Source organism: Bacillus sp. FSL R5-0439 (genome assembly GCF_038008805.1).
In the GTDB taxonomy this organism is placed as follows: Bacteria; Bacillota; Bacilli; order Bacillales; family Bacillaceae; genus Bacillus; species Bacillus safensis.
The window spans coordinates 1-17,190 of record NZ_JBBOZW010000001.1; the positions used below are offsets into that span (position 1 = coordinate 1).

9 protein-coding genes, 2 tRNA genes and 3 rRNA genes are annotated in these 17,190 nt (G+C 43.8%); 13 read left to right on the top strand and 1 reads right to left on the bottom strand.

Annotated elements, in window-relative coordinates:
• From dnaA to rrf, 12 genes are all read left to right on the top strand, one after another.
• A complete protein-coding gene (dnaA, locus tag NST59_RS00005) occupies nucleotides 1–1,341 on the top strand; it encodes a chromosomal replication initiator protein DnaA (RefSeq protein WP_024424073.1) in 1,341 nt (446 codons plus the stop codon).
• Nucleotides 1,342–1,537: 196 nt separating this feature from the next.
• The gene (dnaN, locus tag NST59_RS00010) at nucleotides 1,538–2,674 is read left to right on the top strand and encodes a DNA polymerase III subunit beta (protein WP_039175825.1); all 1,137 of its coding nucleotides are present in this window, start codon (nucleotides 1,538–1,540) and stop codon (nucleotides 2,672–2,674) included.
• A 150-nt stretch (nucleotides 2,675–2,824) separates the two neighbouring features.
• Nucleotides 2,825–3,040, top strand: a complete 216-nt coding sequence (gene yaaA, locus NST59_RS00015; RefSeq protein ID WP_008360916.1) for a S4 domain-containing protein YaaA — start codon at nucleotides 2,825–2,827, stop codon at nucleotides 3,038–3,040.
• A 16-nt stretch (nucleotides 3,041–3,056) separates the two neighbouring features.
• The gene (recF, locus tag NST59_RS00020; RefSeq protein WP_024424075.1) at nucleotides 3,057–4,169 is read left to right on the top strand and encodes a DNA replication/repair protein RecF; all 1,113 of its coding nucleotides are present in this window, start codon (nucleotides 3,057–3,059) and stop codon (nucleotides 4,167–4,169) included.
• 17 nt (nucleotides 4,170–4,186) lie between these two features.
• Nucleotides 4,187–4,432 carry an extracellular matrix regulator RemB gene (gene remB, locus NST59_RS00025; protein ID WP_039175827.1) on the top strand — a complete coding sequence of 82 codons (246 nt, stop codon included), beginning with the start codon at nucleotides 4,187–4,189 and terminating at the stop codon, nucleotides 4,430–4,432.
• A 57-nt stretch (nucleotides 4,433–4,489) separates the two neighbouring features.
• On the top strand, nucleotides 4,490–6,406 hold the full coding sequence (gene gyrB / locus NST59_RS00030) for a DNA topoisomerase (ATP-hydrolyzing) subunit B (RefSeq protein WP_024424077.1): 1,917 nt from the start codon (nucleotides 4,490–4,492) through the stop codon (nucleotides 6,404–6,406).
• Between the two features lie 232 nt (nucleotides 6,407–6,638).
• Nucleotides 6,639–9,143 (top strand): DNA gyrase subunit A, encoded by a 2,505-nt coding sequence (gene gyrA, locus NST59_RS00035; protein WP_039175829.1) that lies wholly within the window; start codon nucleotides 6,639–6,641, stop codon nucleotides 9,141–9,143.
• A 366-nt stretch (nucleotides 9,144–9,509) separates the two neighbouring features.
• Nucleotides 9,510–11,058: ribosomal RNA gene (locus tag NST59_RS00040) — 16S ribosomal RNA — on the top strand.
• A 95-nt stretch (nucleotides 11,059–11,153) separates the two neighbouring features.
• Nucleotides 11,154–11,230 (top strand) — tRNA-Ile (locus NST59_RS00045).
• Nucleotides 11,231–11,244: 14 nt separating this feature from the next.
• A tRNA-Ala gene (locus tag NST59_RS00050) sits at nucleotides 11,245–11,320 on the top strand.
• A gap of 98 nt (nucleotides 11,321–11,418) precedes the next feature.
• A 23S ribosomal RNA gene (locus NST59_RS00055) occupies nucleotides 11,419–14,349 on the top strand.
• Nucleotides 14,350–14,410: 61 nt separating this feature from the next.
• Nucleotides 14,411–14,526: ribosomal RNA gene (rrf, locus tag NST59_RS00060) — 5S ribosomal RNA — on the top strand.
• Together the 16S, 23S and 5S rRNA genes with 2 tRNA genes alongside form the textbook arrangement of a ribosomal RNA operon.
• 11 nt (nucleotides 14,527–14,537) lie before the next feature.
• Here the strand turns inward: rrf and NST59_RS00065 are convergent.
• The gene (locus NST59_RS00065; RefSeq protein ID WP_039175832.1) at nucleotides 14,538–15,506 is read right to left on the bottom strand and encodes a YaaC family protein; all 969 of its coding nucleotides are present in this window, start codon (nucleotides 15,504–15,506) and stop codon (nucleotides 14,538–14,540) included.
• A 121-nt stretch (nucleotides 15,507–15,627) separates the two neighbouring features.
• Here NST59_RS00065 and guaB point away from each other — a divergent pair, with 121 nt between their 5' ends.
• On the top strand, nucleotides 15,628–17,094 hold the full coding sequence (gene guaB / locus NST59_RS00070) for an IMP dehydrogenase (RefSeq protein WP_024426749.1): 1,467 nt from the start codon (nucleotides 15,628–15,630) through the stop codon (nucleotides 17,092–17,094).
• Nucleotides 17,095–17,190: the final 96 nt, after the last annotated feature.

Genomic DNA, 17,190 nt, shown 5'->3' on the forward strand with positions numbered 1-17,190 from the left:
ATGGAAAATATTTTGGATCTGTGGAATAAAGCACTTCAGAAAATAGAGACAAAATTGAGCAAACCCAGTTTTGAGACATGGATGAAATCGACAAAAGCCCATTCTCTTCAGGGAGATACGCTTACAATTACGGCACCAAATGAATTTGCTAGAGATTGGCTCGAGTCAAGATATCTTCACTTAATTGCTGATACCATCTATGAACTAACAGGTGAAGAGCTCAGCATTAAATTTATTATTCCTCAAAATCAGGACGAAGAGGAAGCCATGCCAAAGTCTCCAATCAAAAAAATGTCTAAAGAAGAGCCTGTTGACATTCCACAAAATATGCTGAATCCAAAATATACATTTGATACTTTTGTTATTGGTTCAGGCAACCGTTTTGCTCATGCCGCTTCACTTGCAGTCGCGGAAGCACCAGCAAAAGCATATAACCCGCTTTTTATTTATGGGGGCGTTGGTTTAGGAAAGACTCACTTGATGCATGCGATTGGTCATTATGTGATCGACCATAATCCATCAGCCAAAGTGGTCTATCTATCATCTGAAAAATTTACTAATGAATTTATCAACTCAATCCGAGATAACAAAGCTGTCGACTTCCGTAACCGTTATCGGAATGTAGACGTGCTTTTGATAGATGATATTCAATTTTTAGCAGGAAAAGAACAAACTCAAGAAGAGTTTTTCCATACATTCAACACACTTCACGAAGAAAGTAAGCAAATCGTCATTTCTAGTGATCGGCCTCCGAAAGAAATTCCGACACTTGAAGACAGATTGCGCTCTCGATTTGAATGGGGCTTAATTACAGACATTACCCCGCCAGATCTAGAAACACGTATCGCAATTCTGCGCAAAAAAGCAAAAGCAGAAGGCTTAGATATTCCAAATGAAGTCATGCTTTATATTGCCAATCAAATCGACAGCAATATTCGTGAGCTGGAGGGTGCTTTAATTCGTGTCGTTGCTTACTCATCTTTAATTAATAAAGACATTAATGCAGATCTAGCAGCTGAGGCACTAAAGGACATCATTCCTTCATCGAAGCCAAAGGTCATTACAATTAAAGATATTCAAAGAATCGTAGGGCAGCAATTTAATATTCGATTAGAGGATTTCAAAGCGAAGAAACGTACGAAGTCAGTTGCTTATCCAAGACAAATTGCCATGTACCTCTCTAGAGAAATGACCGATTCCTCTCTGCCTAAAATCGGAGAAGAATTTGGCGGTCGTGATCATACGACTGTCATTCATGCTCATGAGAAGATTTCGAAATTAATCGTTGAAGATGAACAGCTTCAGCAGCATGTCAAAGAGATCAAAGAACAATTAAAATAACCAAGCTGATATAATGAGTACGGGAAAATGTGAATAACTAGAGCATAGTCATACACAGTCTGTCCACATGTGGATAGGCTGTCTTTCCTTTCTTTTTCTTGACTTATCCACATATTCACAAGCCCTACTATTACTTCTACGATTTTTATTAATAAAATATATATACATGTCATTAAGAAAATTTAGGAGGACCACTATGAAATTCACGATTCAGAAAGATCGTCTTGTCCAAAGTGTCCAAGATGTATTAAAGGCCGTATCCTCTAGAACAACGATTCCTATTTTGACAGGGATTAAAATTGTTGCGTCTGATGAAGGGGTTTCTCTAACAGGAAGCGATTCTGATATCTCAATTGAATCTTTCATTCCTCAAAGAGATGGAGATTTAGAGGTTATCACCATCGATCGTCCGGGAAGTATTGTACTTCAAGCCCGCTTCTTTAGTGAAATTGTAAAGAAACTACCTATGGCTACTGTCGAAATTGAAGTAGAACAAAATCACCTGACCATCATCCGCTCTGGTTCAGCAGAATTTAACTTAAACGGCTTAGATGCTGAAGAATATCCGCATCTTCCACAAATTGAAGAGCATCATGCATTTCAAATTCCGACAGATCTGCTTAAAAACTTGATTCGTCAAACTGTTTTTGCAGTGTCCACCTCAGAAACACGACCTATCTTGACAGGTGTAAACTGGAAAGTTGAAAAAGGTGAATTAATATGCACGGCGACGGATAGCCACCGTCTTGCTTTAAGAAAAGCGAAGTTAGATATTAACGAGGAAAGTTCGTATAATGTCGTGATTCCAGGGAAGAGTTTAACAGAGCTAAGTAAAATTCTTGATGATGGACAAGATCTTGTGAGCATCGTCATTACAGAAACACAAGTTCTTTTTAAAGCACAAAACGTCTTGTTCTTCTCAAGATTGCTGGATGGTAATTATCCAGATACAGCTCGTCTGATCCCGCAAGAAAGTAAAACAGATGTCGTGGTCAACACGAAAGAGTTCCTTCAAGCCATTGATCGTGCATCACTTTTGGCAAGAGAAGGACGTAATAATGTCGTGAAACTGTCAGCTGACCCTGAACAAAGCCTTGAAATCTCTTCTAATTCGCCTGAGATCGGTAAAGTGGTGGAGACGGTTCAAGCAGATGATATTAAAGGGGAAGATCTTAAAATCTCCTTCAGTCCAAAATATATGCTGGATGCGTTAAAAGTATTAGAGGGAACCGATATTCATGTAAGCTTCACTGGTGCAATGAGACCGTTCCTGCTGCGTACGCCGAATGATGATTCTATCTTGCAATTGATTCTTCCGGTAAGAACGTATTAATTCAATCTAAAATGGCTGCTGTGTGAGTGCACAGCAGCTTTTCTTCTCGTTTTCCATGCTTTCTTTTATCCCAGTTCGCTTTCCCCCTTTCCTTCTTGTCTTGTTTTTTAGTACAATTAGATATTAGTGATATTGAAAGAGGTCGATACAATGCCTAATCTTATAACCATTGAAACAGAAATGATTACATTAGGGCAGTTTTTGAAATTAGCCGAAGTCATCCAATCTGGCGGAATGGCGAAATGGTTTTTAAGTGAACATGAGGTGTTCATTAATCAAGAGCCAGATAATAGACGGGGACGCAAACTATACCCAGGAGATGTTGTCGAGATAGAAGGTTACGGCACATTTCAAGTTGTGAATTAGAAACGGGTGACAATACATGTACATTCAAAGTCTGGCGTTAACTTCATACCGAAATTATGAACACACCGAGCTTCAATTCGACAATAAGGTGAATGTCATGATCGGTGAGAATGCCCAAGGTAAAACGAACTTGATGGAAGCGATCTATGTATTGTCGATGGCAAAGTCTCATCGTACGTCAAATGATAAAGAACTTATCCGATGGGACCAAGACTATGCTAAAATAGAAGGTAGAGTCATTAAAAAAAATGGTCCACTCCCAATGCAGCTCGTGATCTCAAAAAAAGGGAAAAAGGGTAAGGTCAATCACATTGAACAACAGAAGCTCAGTCATTATGTTGGTGCGTTAAACACCATCATGTTTGCGCCAGAGGACTTAAGTCTTGTGAAGGGCAGCCCGCAAATCCGCAGAAGATTCCTCGACATGGAGATTGGACAAGTTTCTGCTGTCTACTTGCATGATTTATCGCTCTATCAAAAAATCCTCTCTCAGCGTAATCATTACTTGAAACAATTGCAGACAAGAAAGCAAACTGATCAAGCGATGCTGGAGATTTTAACAGAGCAGTTGATTGATGCGGCAGCGAAAGTTGTCAAAAGACGACTGACTTTTACGAAACAGCTCGAAAAATGGGCGCAGCCGCTGCATTTTGGGATTTCTAGAGAGCTAGAAACACTCACGCTCCAATACCAGACGGCAATAGAGGTATCAGAAGCGTCAGACTTGTCGAAAATAAAGAATAGCTATGAAGAATCGTTTCAGAAACTAAGAGAGAGAGAAATAGACCGAGGGGTGACACTGTGGGGACCTCACAGAGATGACCTGCTTTTCTTTGTAAATGGTCGGGATGTTCAGACATATGGCTCTCAAGGGCAGCAAAGAACAACAGCTCTTTCACTAAAGCTGGCAGAAATTGATCTGATACATGAAGAAATCGGAGAATATCCTATTCTTCTACTTGATGATGTGTTATCTGAACTTGATGATTACAGACAGTCTCATTTGCTCCATACCATTCAAGGACGTGTCCAGACCTTCGTCACCACAACAAGTGTTGAAGGTATCGATCACGCCACCCTGAAAGAAGCGGAAATTTTCAGAGTAGCCAGTGGAAAAGTAATTGACTGATAAATGAGGTGTGAGTCTTGTATATTCATTTAGGTGATGATTGTGTTGTTTCTACACGAGAGATTGTCGCAATTGTTGATTACAAAATGAGGTCGTCTTCTGTTGTAGAAGAGTTTCTACAAAAACAAGAGAAACAGATCATTTCGTTATCCCAAGGGACACCCAAATCCATTGTCGTCACAACTGAATCTGTTTATTACTCTCCTCTTTCCTCAAGCACGCTCAAAAAACGTGCTTCGTTTGTGATTGAAATTGAAGTCTAAAAGCTCAATTCATATAAATATATCGTTTAAGAAAAGTGTAGGTGAATGTACGTGGCAATGGAACAGCAACATAATAGTTATGATGAAAATCAGATACAGGTGCTTGAAGGACTAGAAGCTGTTAGAAAACGTCCAGGAATGTACATTGGGTCAACCAATGCAAAAGGACTTCACCATCTTGTATGGGAAATTGTCGACAACAGTATTGATGAGGCATTAGCTGGTTATTGTACAGACATTACAGTGCAAATTGAAAAAGATAACAGCATTACAGTAAAAGATAATGGCCGCGGGATTCCTGTTGGGATTCATGAGAAAATGGGGCGTCCTGCCGTAGAGGTCATTATGACTGTTCTTCACGCTGGTGGTAAATTCGACGGCAGCGGTTATAAAGTATCAGGCGGTCTGCATGGTGTAGGGGCATCTGTTGTAAATGCATTATCTACTACCTTAGACGTGACTGTATACCGTGACGGGAAAATTCATTATCAGCAGTTCAAACGCGGCGTTCCAGTGGGAGATTTAGAGGTTATTGGTGAAACAGATGTAACCGGGACAACCACTCACTTTGTGCCAGATCCAGAAATTTTCACGGAAACCATTGAATTTGATTACGATACACTTGCCAACCGTGTTCGTGAGTTGGCTTTCTTAACAAAAGGTGTAAACATCATCATTGAAGACTTGCGTGAAGGCAAAGAGCGGAGAAATGAATACTGCTACGAAGGCGGTATTAAGAGTTATGTAGAACATTTAAACCGCTCAAAAGAAGTTGTTCACGAAGAACCTGTTTATATCGAAGGTGAGAAAGACGGAATCACGGTGGAAGTGGCATTACAATACAACGATTCCTATACAAGCAATATCTATTCCTTCGCCAACAATATCAATACGTATGAAGGCGGAACACACGAAGCTGGCTTTAAAACCGGTCTAACGCGTGTCATCAATGATTATGCTCGTAAAAATGGCGTATTCAAAGATGGGGATGCGAATTTGAGCGGTGAAGATGTGCGAGAAGGCTTAACAGCCATTATCTCCATCAAACATCCAGACCCTCAATTCGAAGGACAAACGAAGACGAAGCTTGGGAACTCAGAAGCGAGAACCATCACTGACTCCCTCTTCTCTGAAGCACTTGAGAAATTCTTGCTTGAAAATCCTGATTCTGCGAAAAAAATTGTGGAAAAGGGACTGATGGCGGCTCGTGCAAGAATGGCGGCCAAAAAGGCTCGTGAGCTGACAAGACGTAAAAGTGCGCTGGAAGTCTCCAGCTTACCTGGGAAACTGGCAGACTGTTCTTCTAAAGATCCTTCCATCTCTGAACTCTATATTGTAGAGGGAGATTCTGCGGGCGGGTCTGCTAAACAAGGACGTGATCGTCACTTCCAAGCGATTTTACCGTTAAGAGGGAAAATCCTAAACGTAGAAAAAGCTCGTCTAGATAAAATTTTATCGAACAACGAGGTTCGTTCAATGATTACAGCGTTAGGAACTGGAATCGGAGAAGACTTTACTTTAGAGAAAGCACGCTATCACAAAATTGTGATCATGACAGATGCCGATGTGGATGGTGCACATATTCGAACGCTGCTCTTAACATTCTTCTATCGCTACATGCGTGAAATTATTGAAAACGGTTATGTGTATATTGCGCAGCCGCCTTTATATAAAGTGCAGCAAGGAAAACGTGTGGAGTACGTGTATAACGATAAACAGCTGGATGAGCTGTTAAAATCACTTCCTCAAACACCAAAGCCTGGACTTCAGCGTTATAAAGGTCTTGGAGAAATGAATGCTGCTCAGCTTTGGGAAACAACAATGGACCCTGATGCGAGAACACTTCTTCAAGTCACACTTGAGGATGCGATCGATGCTGATGAGACATTTGAAATGCTGATGGGAGATAAAGTAGAGCCGAGACGAAACTTTATCGAAGAAAATGCACAATACGTGAAAAACCTTGATATTTAGATAGATCCCTCCTGAGAACAACCTTATTTCTTGTTTGGAATAAGGTTGTTTTTCAAGAAATAGGGGCGTGTAACGAATGTCCTGGTTTTCCGTGTTTTCGTTGATTTTCTAGTAAATAAATGTGTATAAAGCCGAGATTATTGATATAATGGAGAATAGTCTTGTGAAGATAAATACATATTTTACTCCCACATAATTTATTTCATGTGATACGTAAAGGGAGGTTCTTATAGTGAGTGAACAACATACACCAAATGTACGCGAAGTAAATATTAGTCAAGAAATGCGTACGTCCTTTTTAGATTATGCAATGAGTGTTATTGTTTCGCGTGCATTACCAGATGTGCGAGATGGATTGAAGCCCGTGCATCGAAGAATTTTGTATGCGATGAATGACCTAGGTATGACAAGTGATAAACCATTTAAGAAATCTGCACGTATCGTTGGGGAAGTTATCGGTAAGTACCACCCTCACGGTGACAGCGCTGTATACGAAGCGATGGTTCGGATGGCGCAAGATTTCAACTATCGTAATATGCTGGTTGAAGGTCATGGAAACTTTGGTTCTGTCGATGGAGACGGTGCAGCGGCAATGCGTTATACTGAGGCGCGTCTATCTAAAATTTCAATGGAAATCCTGCGTGATATCACCAAGGATACGATTGATTATCAAGATAACTACGATGGCAGTGAAAGAGAACCAATCGTTATGCCAGCTCGATTCCCGAACTTATTAGTCAACGGGGCAACAGGTATCGCTGTAGGGATGGCCACCAACATTCCCCCTCACCAGCTAGGTGAAGTGATTGATGGGGTACTTGCGATTAGTCAAAACCCAGAAATGACAACACAGGAACTAATGGAGATCATTCCAGGACCAGATTTCCCAACTGCGGGACAAATCATAGGCCGAAGCGGAATTCGCAAAGCATATGAAACAGGCCGGGGCTCTATTACATTACGTGCAAATTCTATTATCGAAGAAACATCCAGCGGTAAGCAGCGGATTGTCATCAATGAAATTCCATATCAGGTCAACAAAGCCCGTTTGATCGAAAAAATCGCTGATCTTGTGCGCGATAAAAAGATTGATGGCATTACAGATCTGCGTGACGAGTCTGATCGTAATGGAATGCGGATTGTAATTGAACTGCGAAGAGACGCGAACGCCCACGTTCTATTAAACAATCTTTATAAACAAACGACACTCCAAACGTCATTTGGGATCAACTTATTGGCACTAGTTGATGGACAGCCGAAAGTCTTGTCCCTCAAACAATGTCTTGAATATTATCTAGAGCATCAAAAAGTGATCATTCGCAGAAGAACAGCATATGAACTTCGTAAAGCTGAAGCAAGAGCTCATATTCTAGAAGGTTTAAGAATCGCTCTTGACCATTTAGATGAAGTCATTGCATTAATTAGAAGCTCTCAAACTGCTGAAATTGCGAGAAATGGCTTAATGGAGAACTATAGCTTGTCCGAAAAACAAGCACAGGCCATTCTTGATATGCGTCTTCAGCGCTTAACTGGTTTGGAAAGAGAAAAGATAGAAGAAGAATACAAAGGACTTGTTGATTTGATTGCTGAGTTGAAAGCCATTTTAGCAGACAATGAGAAAGTTCTTGAAATCATTAGAGAAGAATTAACAGAAATCAAAGAACGTTTCAATGATACGCGCCGTACTGAAATTGTGACGGCAGGTATTGAAACAATTGAAGACGAAGATTTGATCCCTGTTGAGAATATTGTGATTACGCTGACTCATAATGGTTATATCAAGCGTCTGCCTGCATCAACATACCGCAGCCAAAAAAGAGGCGGTAAAGGTGTTCAGGGCATGGGAACCAATGAGGATGATTTCGTAGAACAGCTGATTTCAACATCTACCCATGATACGATCCTCTTCTTCTCTAATAAAGGGAAGGTCTATCGTGCGAAGGGATATGAAATTCCTGAATTCGGACGAACGGCGAAAGGGATTCCGATTATTAACCTGCTTGAAGTAGAAAAGGGAGAGTGGATTAATGCCATTATTCCAGTAAGCGAATTTGATGAAGATTCGTATCTCTTCTTTACAACAAGACACGGCGTATCAAAACGAACATCATTATCTCAGTTTGCCAACATTCGAAACAATGGACTTATCGCATTAAGTCTTCGTGACGAAGATGAACTGATGGCTGTCCGTTTAACCAATGGAGAAAAACAAATCATCATTGGTACGAAAAAAGGTATGCTGATTCGTTTTGACGAGACAGACGTTCGTGAAATGGGACGTACGGCGGCTGGCGTGAAAGGAATTACGCTTTCAGAGGATGACATCGTCGTTGGGATGGAAATCCTTGAGCCAGATGCAAACGTATTGATCGTAACCGAAAAAGGATATGGTAAGTTAACACCTGAAAAAGAATACCGTGTTCAAAGCCGGGGCGGTAAAGGTCTTAAAACATGTAAAATCACTGATAACAATGGTCCGCTTGTCGCAGTGAAGGCAACAAATGCTGAAGCTGAAGAGGACTTGATGATTATTACAGGAAGCGGCGTGATCATTCGTATGGCCGTTTCAGACATTTCAACAACAGGTCGAGTCACTCAAGGTGTCCGCCTGATTCGTCTTGGTGATGATGAACATGTCGCTACAGTGGCATTAGTTGAACAATCACAAGAAGATGATGAAGAGAATAGTGAAGAAAACGTAGAAACTATAGAGTCAGATCAAGAGCAATCTGAGTAAAAATAAAGCCGGTTCTTCACCGGCTTTATTTTTTTCTAAAAAAACATGAGTTTTTTTGAAATTTATAATGCTTTTTTCATAGATATGTGTTAATCTTTCAAAGGAGCAAAAAGAGGCTCTATTTTTTATCTCTTCTACAGTGGAAACTTCTTAAAAAAATAAAATGTTTTTTAAGAAAAATGTTGACTGTTGATAGAGATATATGATATATTTAAGTGGTCGCTTTGAGAGAGTGACACACAAGTTCTTTGAAAACTAAACAAGACAAAACGTACCTGTTAATTCGAGTTTTTATAAAAAAATCCTATGATACTTCATAGGTAGTCAGTCAAACGCTGACGAAAAACAAAACTTCGGTTTTGTACTTTTTCGGAGAGTTTGATCCTGGCTCAGGACGAACGCTGGCGGCGTGCCTAATACATGCAAGTCGAGCGGACAGAAGGGAGCTTGCTCCCGGATGTTAGCGGCGGACGGGTGAGTAACACGTGGGTAACCTGCCTGTAAGACTGGGATAACTCCGGGAAACCGGAGCTAATACCGGATAGTTCCTTGAACCGCATGGTTCAAGGATGAAAGACGGTTTCGGCTGTCACTTACAGATGGACCCGCGGCGCATTAGCTAGTTGGTGGGGTAATGGCTCACCAAGGCGACGATGCGTAGCCGACCTGAGAGGGTGATCGGCCACACTGGGACTGAGACACGGCCCAGACTCCTACGGGAGGCAGCAGTAGGGAATCTTCCGCAATGGACGAAAGTCTGACGGAGCAACGCCGCGTGAGTGATGAAGGTTTTCGGATCGTAAAGCTCTGTTGTTAGGGAAGAACAAGTGCGAGAGTAACTGCTCGCACCTTGACGGTACCTAACCAGAAAGCCACGGCTAACTACGTGCCAGCAGCCGCGGTAATACGTAGGTGGCAAGCGTTGTCCGGAATTATTGGGCGTAAAGGGCTCGCAGGCGGTTTCTTAAGTCTGATGTGAAAGCCCCCGGCTCAACCGGGGAGGGTCATTGGAAACTGGGAAACTTGAGTGCAGAAGAGGAGAGTGGAATTCCACGTGTAGCGGTGAAATGCGTAGAGATGTGGAGGAACACCAGTGGCGAAGGCGACTCTCTGGTCTGTAACTGACGCTGAGGAGCGAAAGCGTGGGGAGCGAACAGGATTAGATACCCTGGTAGTCCACGCCGTAAACGATGAGTGCTAAGTGTTAGGGGGTTTCCGCCCCTTAGTGCTGCAGCTAACGCATTAAGCACTCCGCCTGGGGAGTACGGTCGCAAGACTGAAACTCAAAGGAATTGACGGGGGCCCGCACAAGCGGTGGAGCATGTGGTTTAATTCGAAGCAACGCGAAGAACCTTACCAGGTCTTGACATCCTCTGACAACCCTAGAGATAGGGCTTTCCCTTCGGGGACAGAGTGACAGGTGGTGCATGGTTGTCGTCAGCTCGTGTCGTGAGATGTTGGGTTAAGTCCCGCAACGAGCGCAACCCTTGATCTTAGTTGCCAGCATTCAGTTGGGCACTCTAAGGTGACTGCCGGTGACAAACCGGAGGAAGGTGGGGATGACGTCAAATCATCATGCCCCTTATGACCTGGGCTACACACGTGCTACAATGGACAGAACAAAGGGCTGCAAGACCGCAAGGTTTAGCCAATCCCATAAATCTGTTCTCAGTTCGGATCGCAGTCTGCAACTCGACTGCGTGAAGCTGGAATCGCTAGTAATCGCGGATCAGCATGCCGCGGTGAATACGTTCCCGGGCCTTGTACACACCGCCCGTCACACCACGAGAGTTTGCAACACCCGAAGTCGGTGAGGTAACCTTTATGGAGCCAGCCGCCGAAGGTGGGGCAGATGATTGGGGTGAAGTCGTAACAAGGTAGCCGTATCGGAAGGTGCGGCTGGATCACCTCCTTTCTAAGGATATATGGAGCAGCGTGCGTTTTCGTCTTGTTTAGTTTTGAAGGAACTTGCAAAAGATCCTACAACATCATATCTTCGATATGAAAGATGGGCCTGTAGCTCAGCTGGTTAGAGCGCACGCCTGATAAGCGTGAGGTCGGTGGTTCGAGTCCACTCAGGCCCACCATCTTCTATTAAATCGGGGCCTTAGCTCAGCTGGGAGAGCGCCTGCCTTGCACGCAGGAGGTCAGCGGTTCGATCCCGCTAGGCTCCACCAACGTGTTCTTTGAAAACTAGATAACAATAAGTAATACATTCACATTGAATGCAATGCAAAGTTCATCACACATAGTGATTCTTTCTAAAGTAAGAAATGGTTAAGTTAGAAAGGGCGCACGGTGGATGCCTTGGCACTAGGAGCCGATGAAGGACGGGACGAACACCGATATGCTTCGGGGAGCTGTAAGCAAGCTTTGATCCGGAGATTTCCGAATGGGGAAACCCACTGCTCGTAATGGAGTAGTATCCATACTTGAATACATAGAGTATGAGAAGGCATACCCGGGGAACTGAAACATCTAAGTACCCGGAGGAAGAGAAAGCAAATGCGATTCCCTGAGTAGCGGCGAGCGAAACGGGAACAGCCCAAACCAAGAGGCTTGCCTCTTGGGGTTGTAGGACACTCTATACGGAGTTACAAAGGAACGATATAAGCGAAGAGGTCTGGAAAGGCCCGCCAAAGAAGGTAACAGCCCTGTAACTGAAATGTTGTTCTCTCCAGAGTGGATCCTGAGTACGGCGGAACACGTGAAATTCCGTCGGAATCCGGGAGGACCATCTCCCAAGGCTAAATACTCCCTAGTGACCGATAGTGAACCAGTACCGTGAGGGAAAGGTGAAAAGCACCCCGGAAGGGGAGTGAAATAGATCCTGAAACCGTGTGCCTACAAGTAGTCAGAGCCCGTTAACGGGTGATGGCGTGCCTTTTGTAGAATGAACCGGCGAGTTACGATCCCGTGCAAGGTTAAGCAGAAGATGCGGAGCCGCAGCGAAAGCGAGTCTGAATAGGGCGCATGAGTACGTGGTCGTAGACCCGAAACCAGGTGATCTACCCATGTCCAGGGTGAAGTTCAGGTAACACTGAATGGAGGCCCGAACCCACGCACGTTGAAAAGTGCGGGGATGAGGTGTGGGTAGGGGTGAAATGCCAATCGAACCTGGAGATAGCTGGTTCTCTCCGAAATAGCTTTAGGGCTAGCCTCAAGGTAAGAGTCTCGGAGGTAGAGCACTGATTGGACTAGGGGCCCCTACCGGGTTACCGAATTCAGTCAAACTCCGAATGCCGATGACTTATCCTTGGGAGTCAGACTGCGAGTGATAAGATCCGTAGTCGAAAGGGAAACAGCCCAGACCGCCAGCTAAGGTCCCAAAGTATACGTTAAGTGGAAAAGGATGTGGAGTTGCTTAGACAACCAGGATGTTGGCTTAGAAGCAGCCACCATTTAAAGAGTGCGTAATAGCTCACTGGTCGAGTGACTCTGCGCCGAAAATGTACCGGGGCTAAACGTATCACCGAAGCTGCGGACTGTTCTTACGAACAGTGGTAGGAGAGCGTTCTAAGGGCTGTGAAGCCAGACCGGAAGGACTGGTGGAGCGCTTAGAAGTGAGAATGCCGGTATGAGTAGCGAAAGACGGGTGAGAATCCCGTCCACCGAATGCCTAAGGTTTCCTGAGGAAGGCTCGTCCGCTCAGGGTTAGTCGGGACCTAAGCCGAGGCCGAAAGGCGTAGGCGATGGACAACAGGTTGATATTCCTGTACCACCTCCTCACCATTTGAGCAATGGGGGGACGCAGGAGGATAGGGTAAGCGCGGTATTGGATATCCGCGTCCAAGCAGTTAGGCTGGGAAATAGGCAAATCCGTTTCCCATAAAGGCTGAGCTGTGATGGCGAGCGAAATTTAGTAGCGAAGTTCCTGATTCCACACTGCCAAGAAAAGCCTCTAGCGAGGTGAGAGGTGCCCGTACCGCAAACCGACACAGGTAGGCGAGGAGAGAATCCTAAGGTGATCGAGAGAACTCTCGTTAAGGAACTCGGCAAAATGACCCCGTAACTTCGGGAGAAGGGGTGCTTCTTAGGGTGTTAAAGCCCCGAGAAGCCGCAGTGAATAGGCCCAGGCGACTGTTTAGCAAAAACACAGGTCTCTGCGAAGCCGTAAGGCGAAGTATAGGGGCTGACGCCTGCCCGGTGCTGGAAGGTTAAGAGGAGCGCTTAGCGTAAGCGAAGGTGCGAATTGAAGCCCCAGTAAACGGCGGCCGTAACTATAACGGTCCTAAGGTAGCGAAATTCCTTGTCGGGTAAGTTCCGACCCGCACGAAAGGCGCAACGATCTGGGCACTGTCTCAACGAGAGACTCGGTGAAATTATAGTACCTGTGAAGATGCAGGTTACCCGCGACAGGACGGAAAGACCCCGTGGAGCTTTACTGCAGCCTGATATTGAATGTTGGTACAGCTTGTACAGGATAGGTAGGAGCCTTGGAAACCGGAGCGCTAGCTTCGGTGGAGGCATCGGTGGGATACTACCCTGGCTGTATTGACCTTCTAACCCGCTGCCCTTATCGGGCAGGGAGACAGTGTCAGGTGGGCAGTTTGACTGGGGCGGTCGCCTCCTAAAATGTAACGGAGGCGCCCAAAGGTTCCCTCAGAATGGTTGGAAATCATTCGCAGAGTGTAAAGGCACAAGGGAGCTTGACTGCGAGACCTACAAGTCGAGCAGGGACGAAAGTCGGGCTTAGTGATCCGGTGGTTCCGCATGGAAGGGCCATCGCTCAACGGATAAAAGCTACCCCGGGGATAACAGGCTTATCTCCCCCAAGAGTCCACATCGACGGGGAGGTTTGGCACCTCGATGTCGGCTCATCGCATCCTGGGGCTGTAGTCGGTCCCAAGGGTTGGGCTGTTCGCCCATTAAAGCGGTACGCGAGCTGGGTTCAGAACGTCGTGAGACAGTTCGGTCCCTATCCGTCGCGGGCGCAGGAAATTTGAGAGGAGCTGTCCTTAGTACGAGAGGACCGGGATGGACGCACCGCTGGTGTACCAGTTGTTCTGCCAAGGGCATCGCTGGGTAGCTATGTGCGGACGGGATAAGTGCTGAAAGCATCTAAGCATGAAGCCCCCCTCAAGATGAGATTTCCCATTCCGCAAGGAAGTAAGATCCCTGAAAGATGATCAGGTTGATAGGTCTGAGGTGGAAGCGTGGTGACACGTGGAGCTGACAGATACTAATAGATCGAGGACTTAACCTATATTCTATTGTGAAGCATGAACATTGTTATCTAGTTTTGAGAGAACATTCTCTCCATCAGGTTTGGTGGCGATAGCGAAGAGGTCACACCCGTTCCCATACCGAACACGGAAGTTAAGCTCTTCAGCGCCGATGGTAGTTGGGGGTTTCCCCCTGTGAGAGTAGGACGCCGCCAAGCTTCTATCAGGATCAGTTCCATTTGGAACTGGTCTTTTTTGTTTTTTCTTCTAACAGCATCATGATGTAAGCTGGGAACTTCTCTTCTGCAATCTCCATGTAGCGTTCAATCATGACGTAATCGTCGCTAATGTATTGAGACAGCAGCTCGTACCACCATTCTGTTTCGTAGCGGGCAATCATACTAAGGTTATACATCAATAAGTAATGGCTGATGATCTCAGGAATCCCTAGAAAAGCATCTCGTGTTGACGGTATAAACCATTGATCCATTTCTAAATCATAATGAAGATGAGTAGCGAGTGCTGGGTTTTCTTCAAGAAATACATCAAACGTCAATTTCTTAGCCTCTCTCTGTTTGAGTTTCCAGCTTGTATGGAACTCAAAGTATTCAATAAAGCGTTCAGCAGACATGTTATAAAGTAATGGAATATGATCTTGAATCATCATTCCATTCGCCTTTTCCACTTTAACTAATGTCGCGGGCTGCTTTTGAAACTCAAGAATATGACTCATTTCAGGTATTTTGGACAGGAGATGGATCATTGTAAATCGCTCATCTTCAAGACCCTTTAAATGAAATAGATGCTTTAACACATGCATACATAGCCCGTTTCTTTGGATTTTCACTTCATCTTCGCTAAAGCGGTAATGCTGTTTCTTTCTCTTTCTCGATGTTACGCCATGGGCTAAAACAGAGGTTTGAGAAGGATAATGGGGATCAACTGTCAGCAAACATGCTTTTAATAGCTGTGCCATTCCATAAAACAATAAAATGGGTTTAAGTTCTAAAGGTGCATTCGCAGCCTGTTCATAAAACGTATGGCCATGTTTTAGAAAGTAAATAAATCGTTCACAGTTTTTATAGGCTTGCTGATTTGCATCTGGAATGTTCCGTTTCTCATATTGTTGAAATAGAAACTTTTGGGAAGTTTCTAGCGAGTAAAAACGTTTTAAATCCTTCCATCCTGAACTTTTCATCTTCTTCCTCAACTCTCTTTATATTTTCTAAAAATTGCAACTGTTTGTTGCTTCCTTGACATGCTGTTTGCTAGTTGATAATCTACATATAATATTTTGCCGAAAAGAGGGGGATTTACTAATGTGGGAAAGTAAATTTTCAAAAGAAGGTTTGACGTTTGACGATGTTTTGCTTGTTCCAGCAAAGTCTGAAGTACTTCCGCGTGATGTCGATTTATCAGTGGAGCTAACAAGTACATTAAAGCTAAACATTCCAATTATCAGTGCTGGAATGGATACAGTGACGGAATCACAAATGGCGATTGCAATGGCACGTCAAGGTGGTCTTGGTATTATTCATAAGAACATGTCCATTGAACAGCAAGCAGAACAGGTGGATAAAGTAAAACGTTCAGAGCGCGGCGTTATTACAAATCCATTCTTCTTAACACCAGAGCATCAAGTATTTGATGCAGAGCATTTAATGGGTAAATACCGTATTTCAGGTGTGCCGATTGTCAACAACGAACAAGACCAAAAGCTTGTTGGTATTATTACGAACCGTGACCTTCGTTTTATTTCGGATTATTCAATGAAGATTAGCGACGTGATGACAAAAGAGGAACTTGTGACAGCTTCTGTTGGTACAACGTTAGAAGAAGCTGAAAAAATCCTACAGCAATACAAGATTGAAAAATTACCTCTTTTAGATGACGAAGGAACGTTAAAAGGTCTTATCACAATCAAAGATATTGAAAAAGTGATTGAATTCCCTAACTCCTCTAAAGATGCACATGGCCGTTTAATTGTTGGTGCCGCTGTTGGTGTCACTGGCGATACAATGACACGTGTGAAAAAATTAGTCGAAGCCAATGTGGATGTTATTGTCATTGATACAGCACACGGTCATTCTCAAGGTGTTCTAAACACTGTATCGAAAATCCGTGAAACGTATCCTTCTCTTAACATCATTGCTGGTAATGTTGCAACGGCTGAAGCAACAAAAGCATTGTTTGAAGCAGGAGCAGATATTGTGAAAGTCGGTATCGGACCAGGATCTATTTGTACAACACGTGTTGTTGCAGGTGTTGGTGTACCACAAATCACAGCGATCTATGACTGTGCAACAGAAGCAAGAAAACATGGTAAAGCTATTATTGCAGATGGTGGAATTAAATATTCAGGTGATATCGTGAAAGCACTAGCATCTGGCGGACATGCTGTTATGCTGGGAAGCCTTCTAGCTGGTACATCTGAAAGCCCAGGAGAAACAGAAATTTTCCAAGGTAGACGCTTCAAAGTTTATCGTGGTATGGGTTCTGTTGCTGCAATGGAAAAAGGAAGTAAAGATCGTTACTTCCAAGAAGATAATAAAAAATTCGTTCCTGAAGGAATCGAAGGTCGTACACCATACAAAGGGCCAGTCGTTGATACAGTGTATCAACTAGTTGGTGGTATCCGTTCTGGTATGGGCTATTGTGGAACACAGGATTTACGCACTCTTAGAGAAGAAGCACAGTTTATTCGTATGACAGGTGCAGGACTTCGTGAGAGTCATCCACATGATGTACAAATTACGAAAGAATCACCAAACTACACAATTTCTTGATAAATTGTGACAATCAAATTACATTTGACAGGGTCTATGACTCTGTCTATTTTTTTTGTCTTTATTGTGATAAAATTTATACTGTTGTGTTGAAAT

Bases quoted from the DNA above. Each gene is read 5' to 3' on its own strand.
- dnaA (WP_024424073.1), top strand. From the start codon at position 1: ATGGAAAATATTTTGGATCTGTGGAATAAAGCACTTCAGAAAATAGAG.
- dnaN (WP_039175825.1), top strand. From the start codon at position 1,538: ATGAAATTCACGATTCAGAAAGATCGTCTTGTCCAAAGTGTCCAAGAT.
- yaaA (WP_008360916.1), top strand. From the start codon at position 2,825: ATGCCTAATCTTATAACCATTGAAACAGAAATGATTACATTAGGGCAG.
- recF (WP_024424075.1), top strand. From the start codon at position 3,057: ATGTACATTCAAAGTCTGGCGTTAACTTCATACCGAAATTATGAACAC.
- gyrB (WP_024424077.1), top strand. From the start codon at position 4,490: ATGGAACAGCAACATAATAGTTATGATGAAAATCAGATACAGGTGCTT.
- NST59_RS00065 (WP_039175832.1), bottom strand. From the start codon at position 15,506: ATGAAAAGTTCAGGATGGAAGGATTTAAAACGTTTTTACTCGCTAGAA.
- guaB (WP_024426749.1), top strand. From the start codon at position 15,628: ATGTGGGAAAGTAAATTTTCAAAAGAAGGTTTGACGTTTGACGATGTT.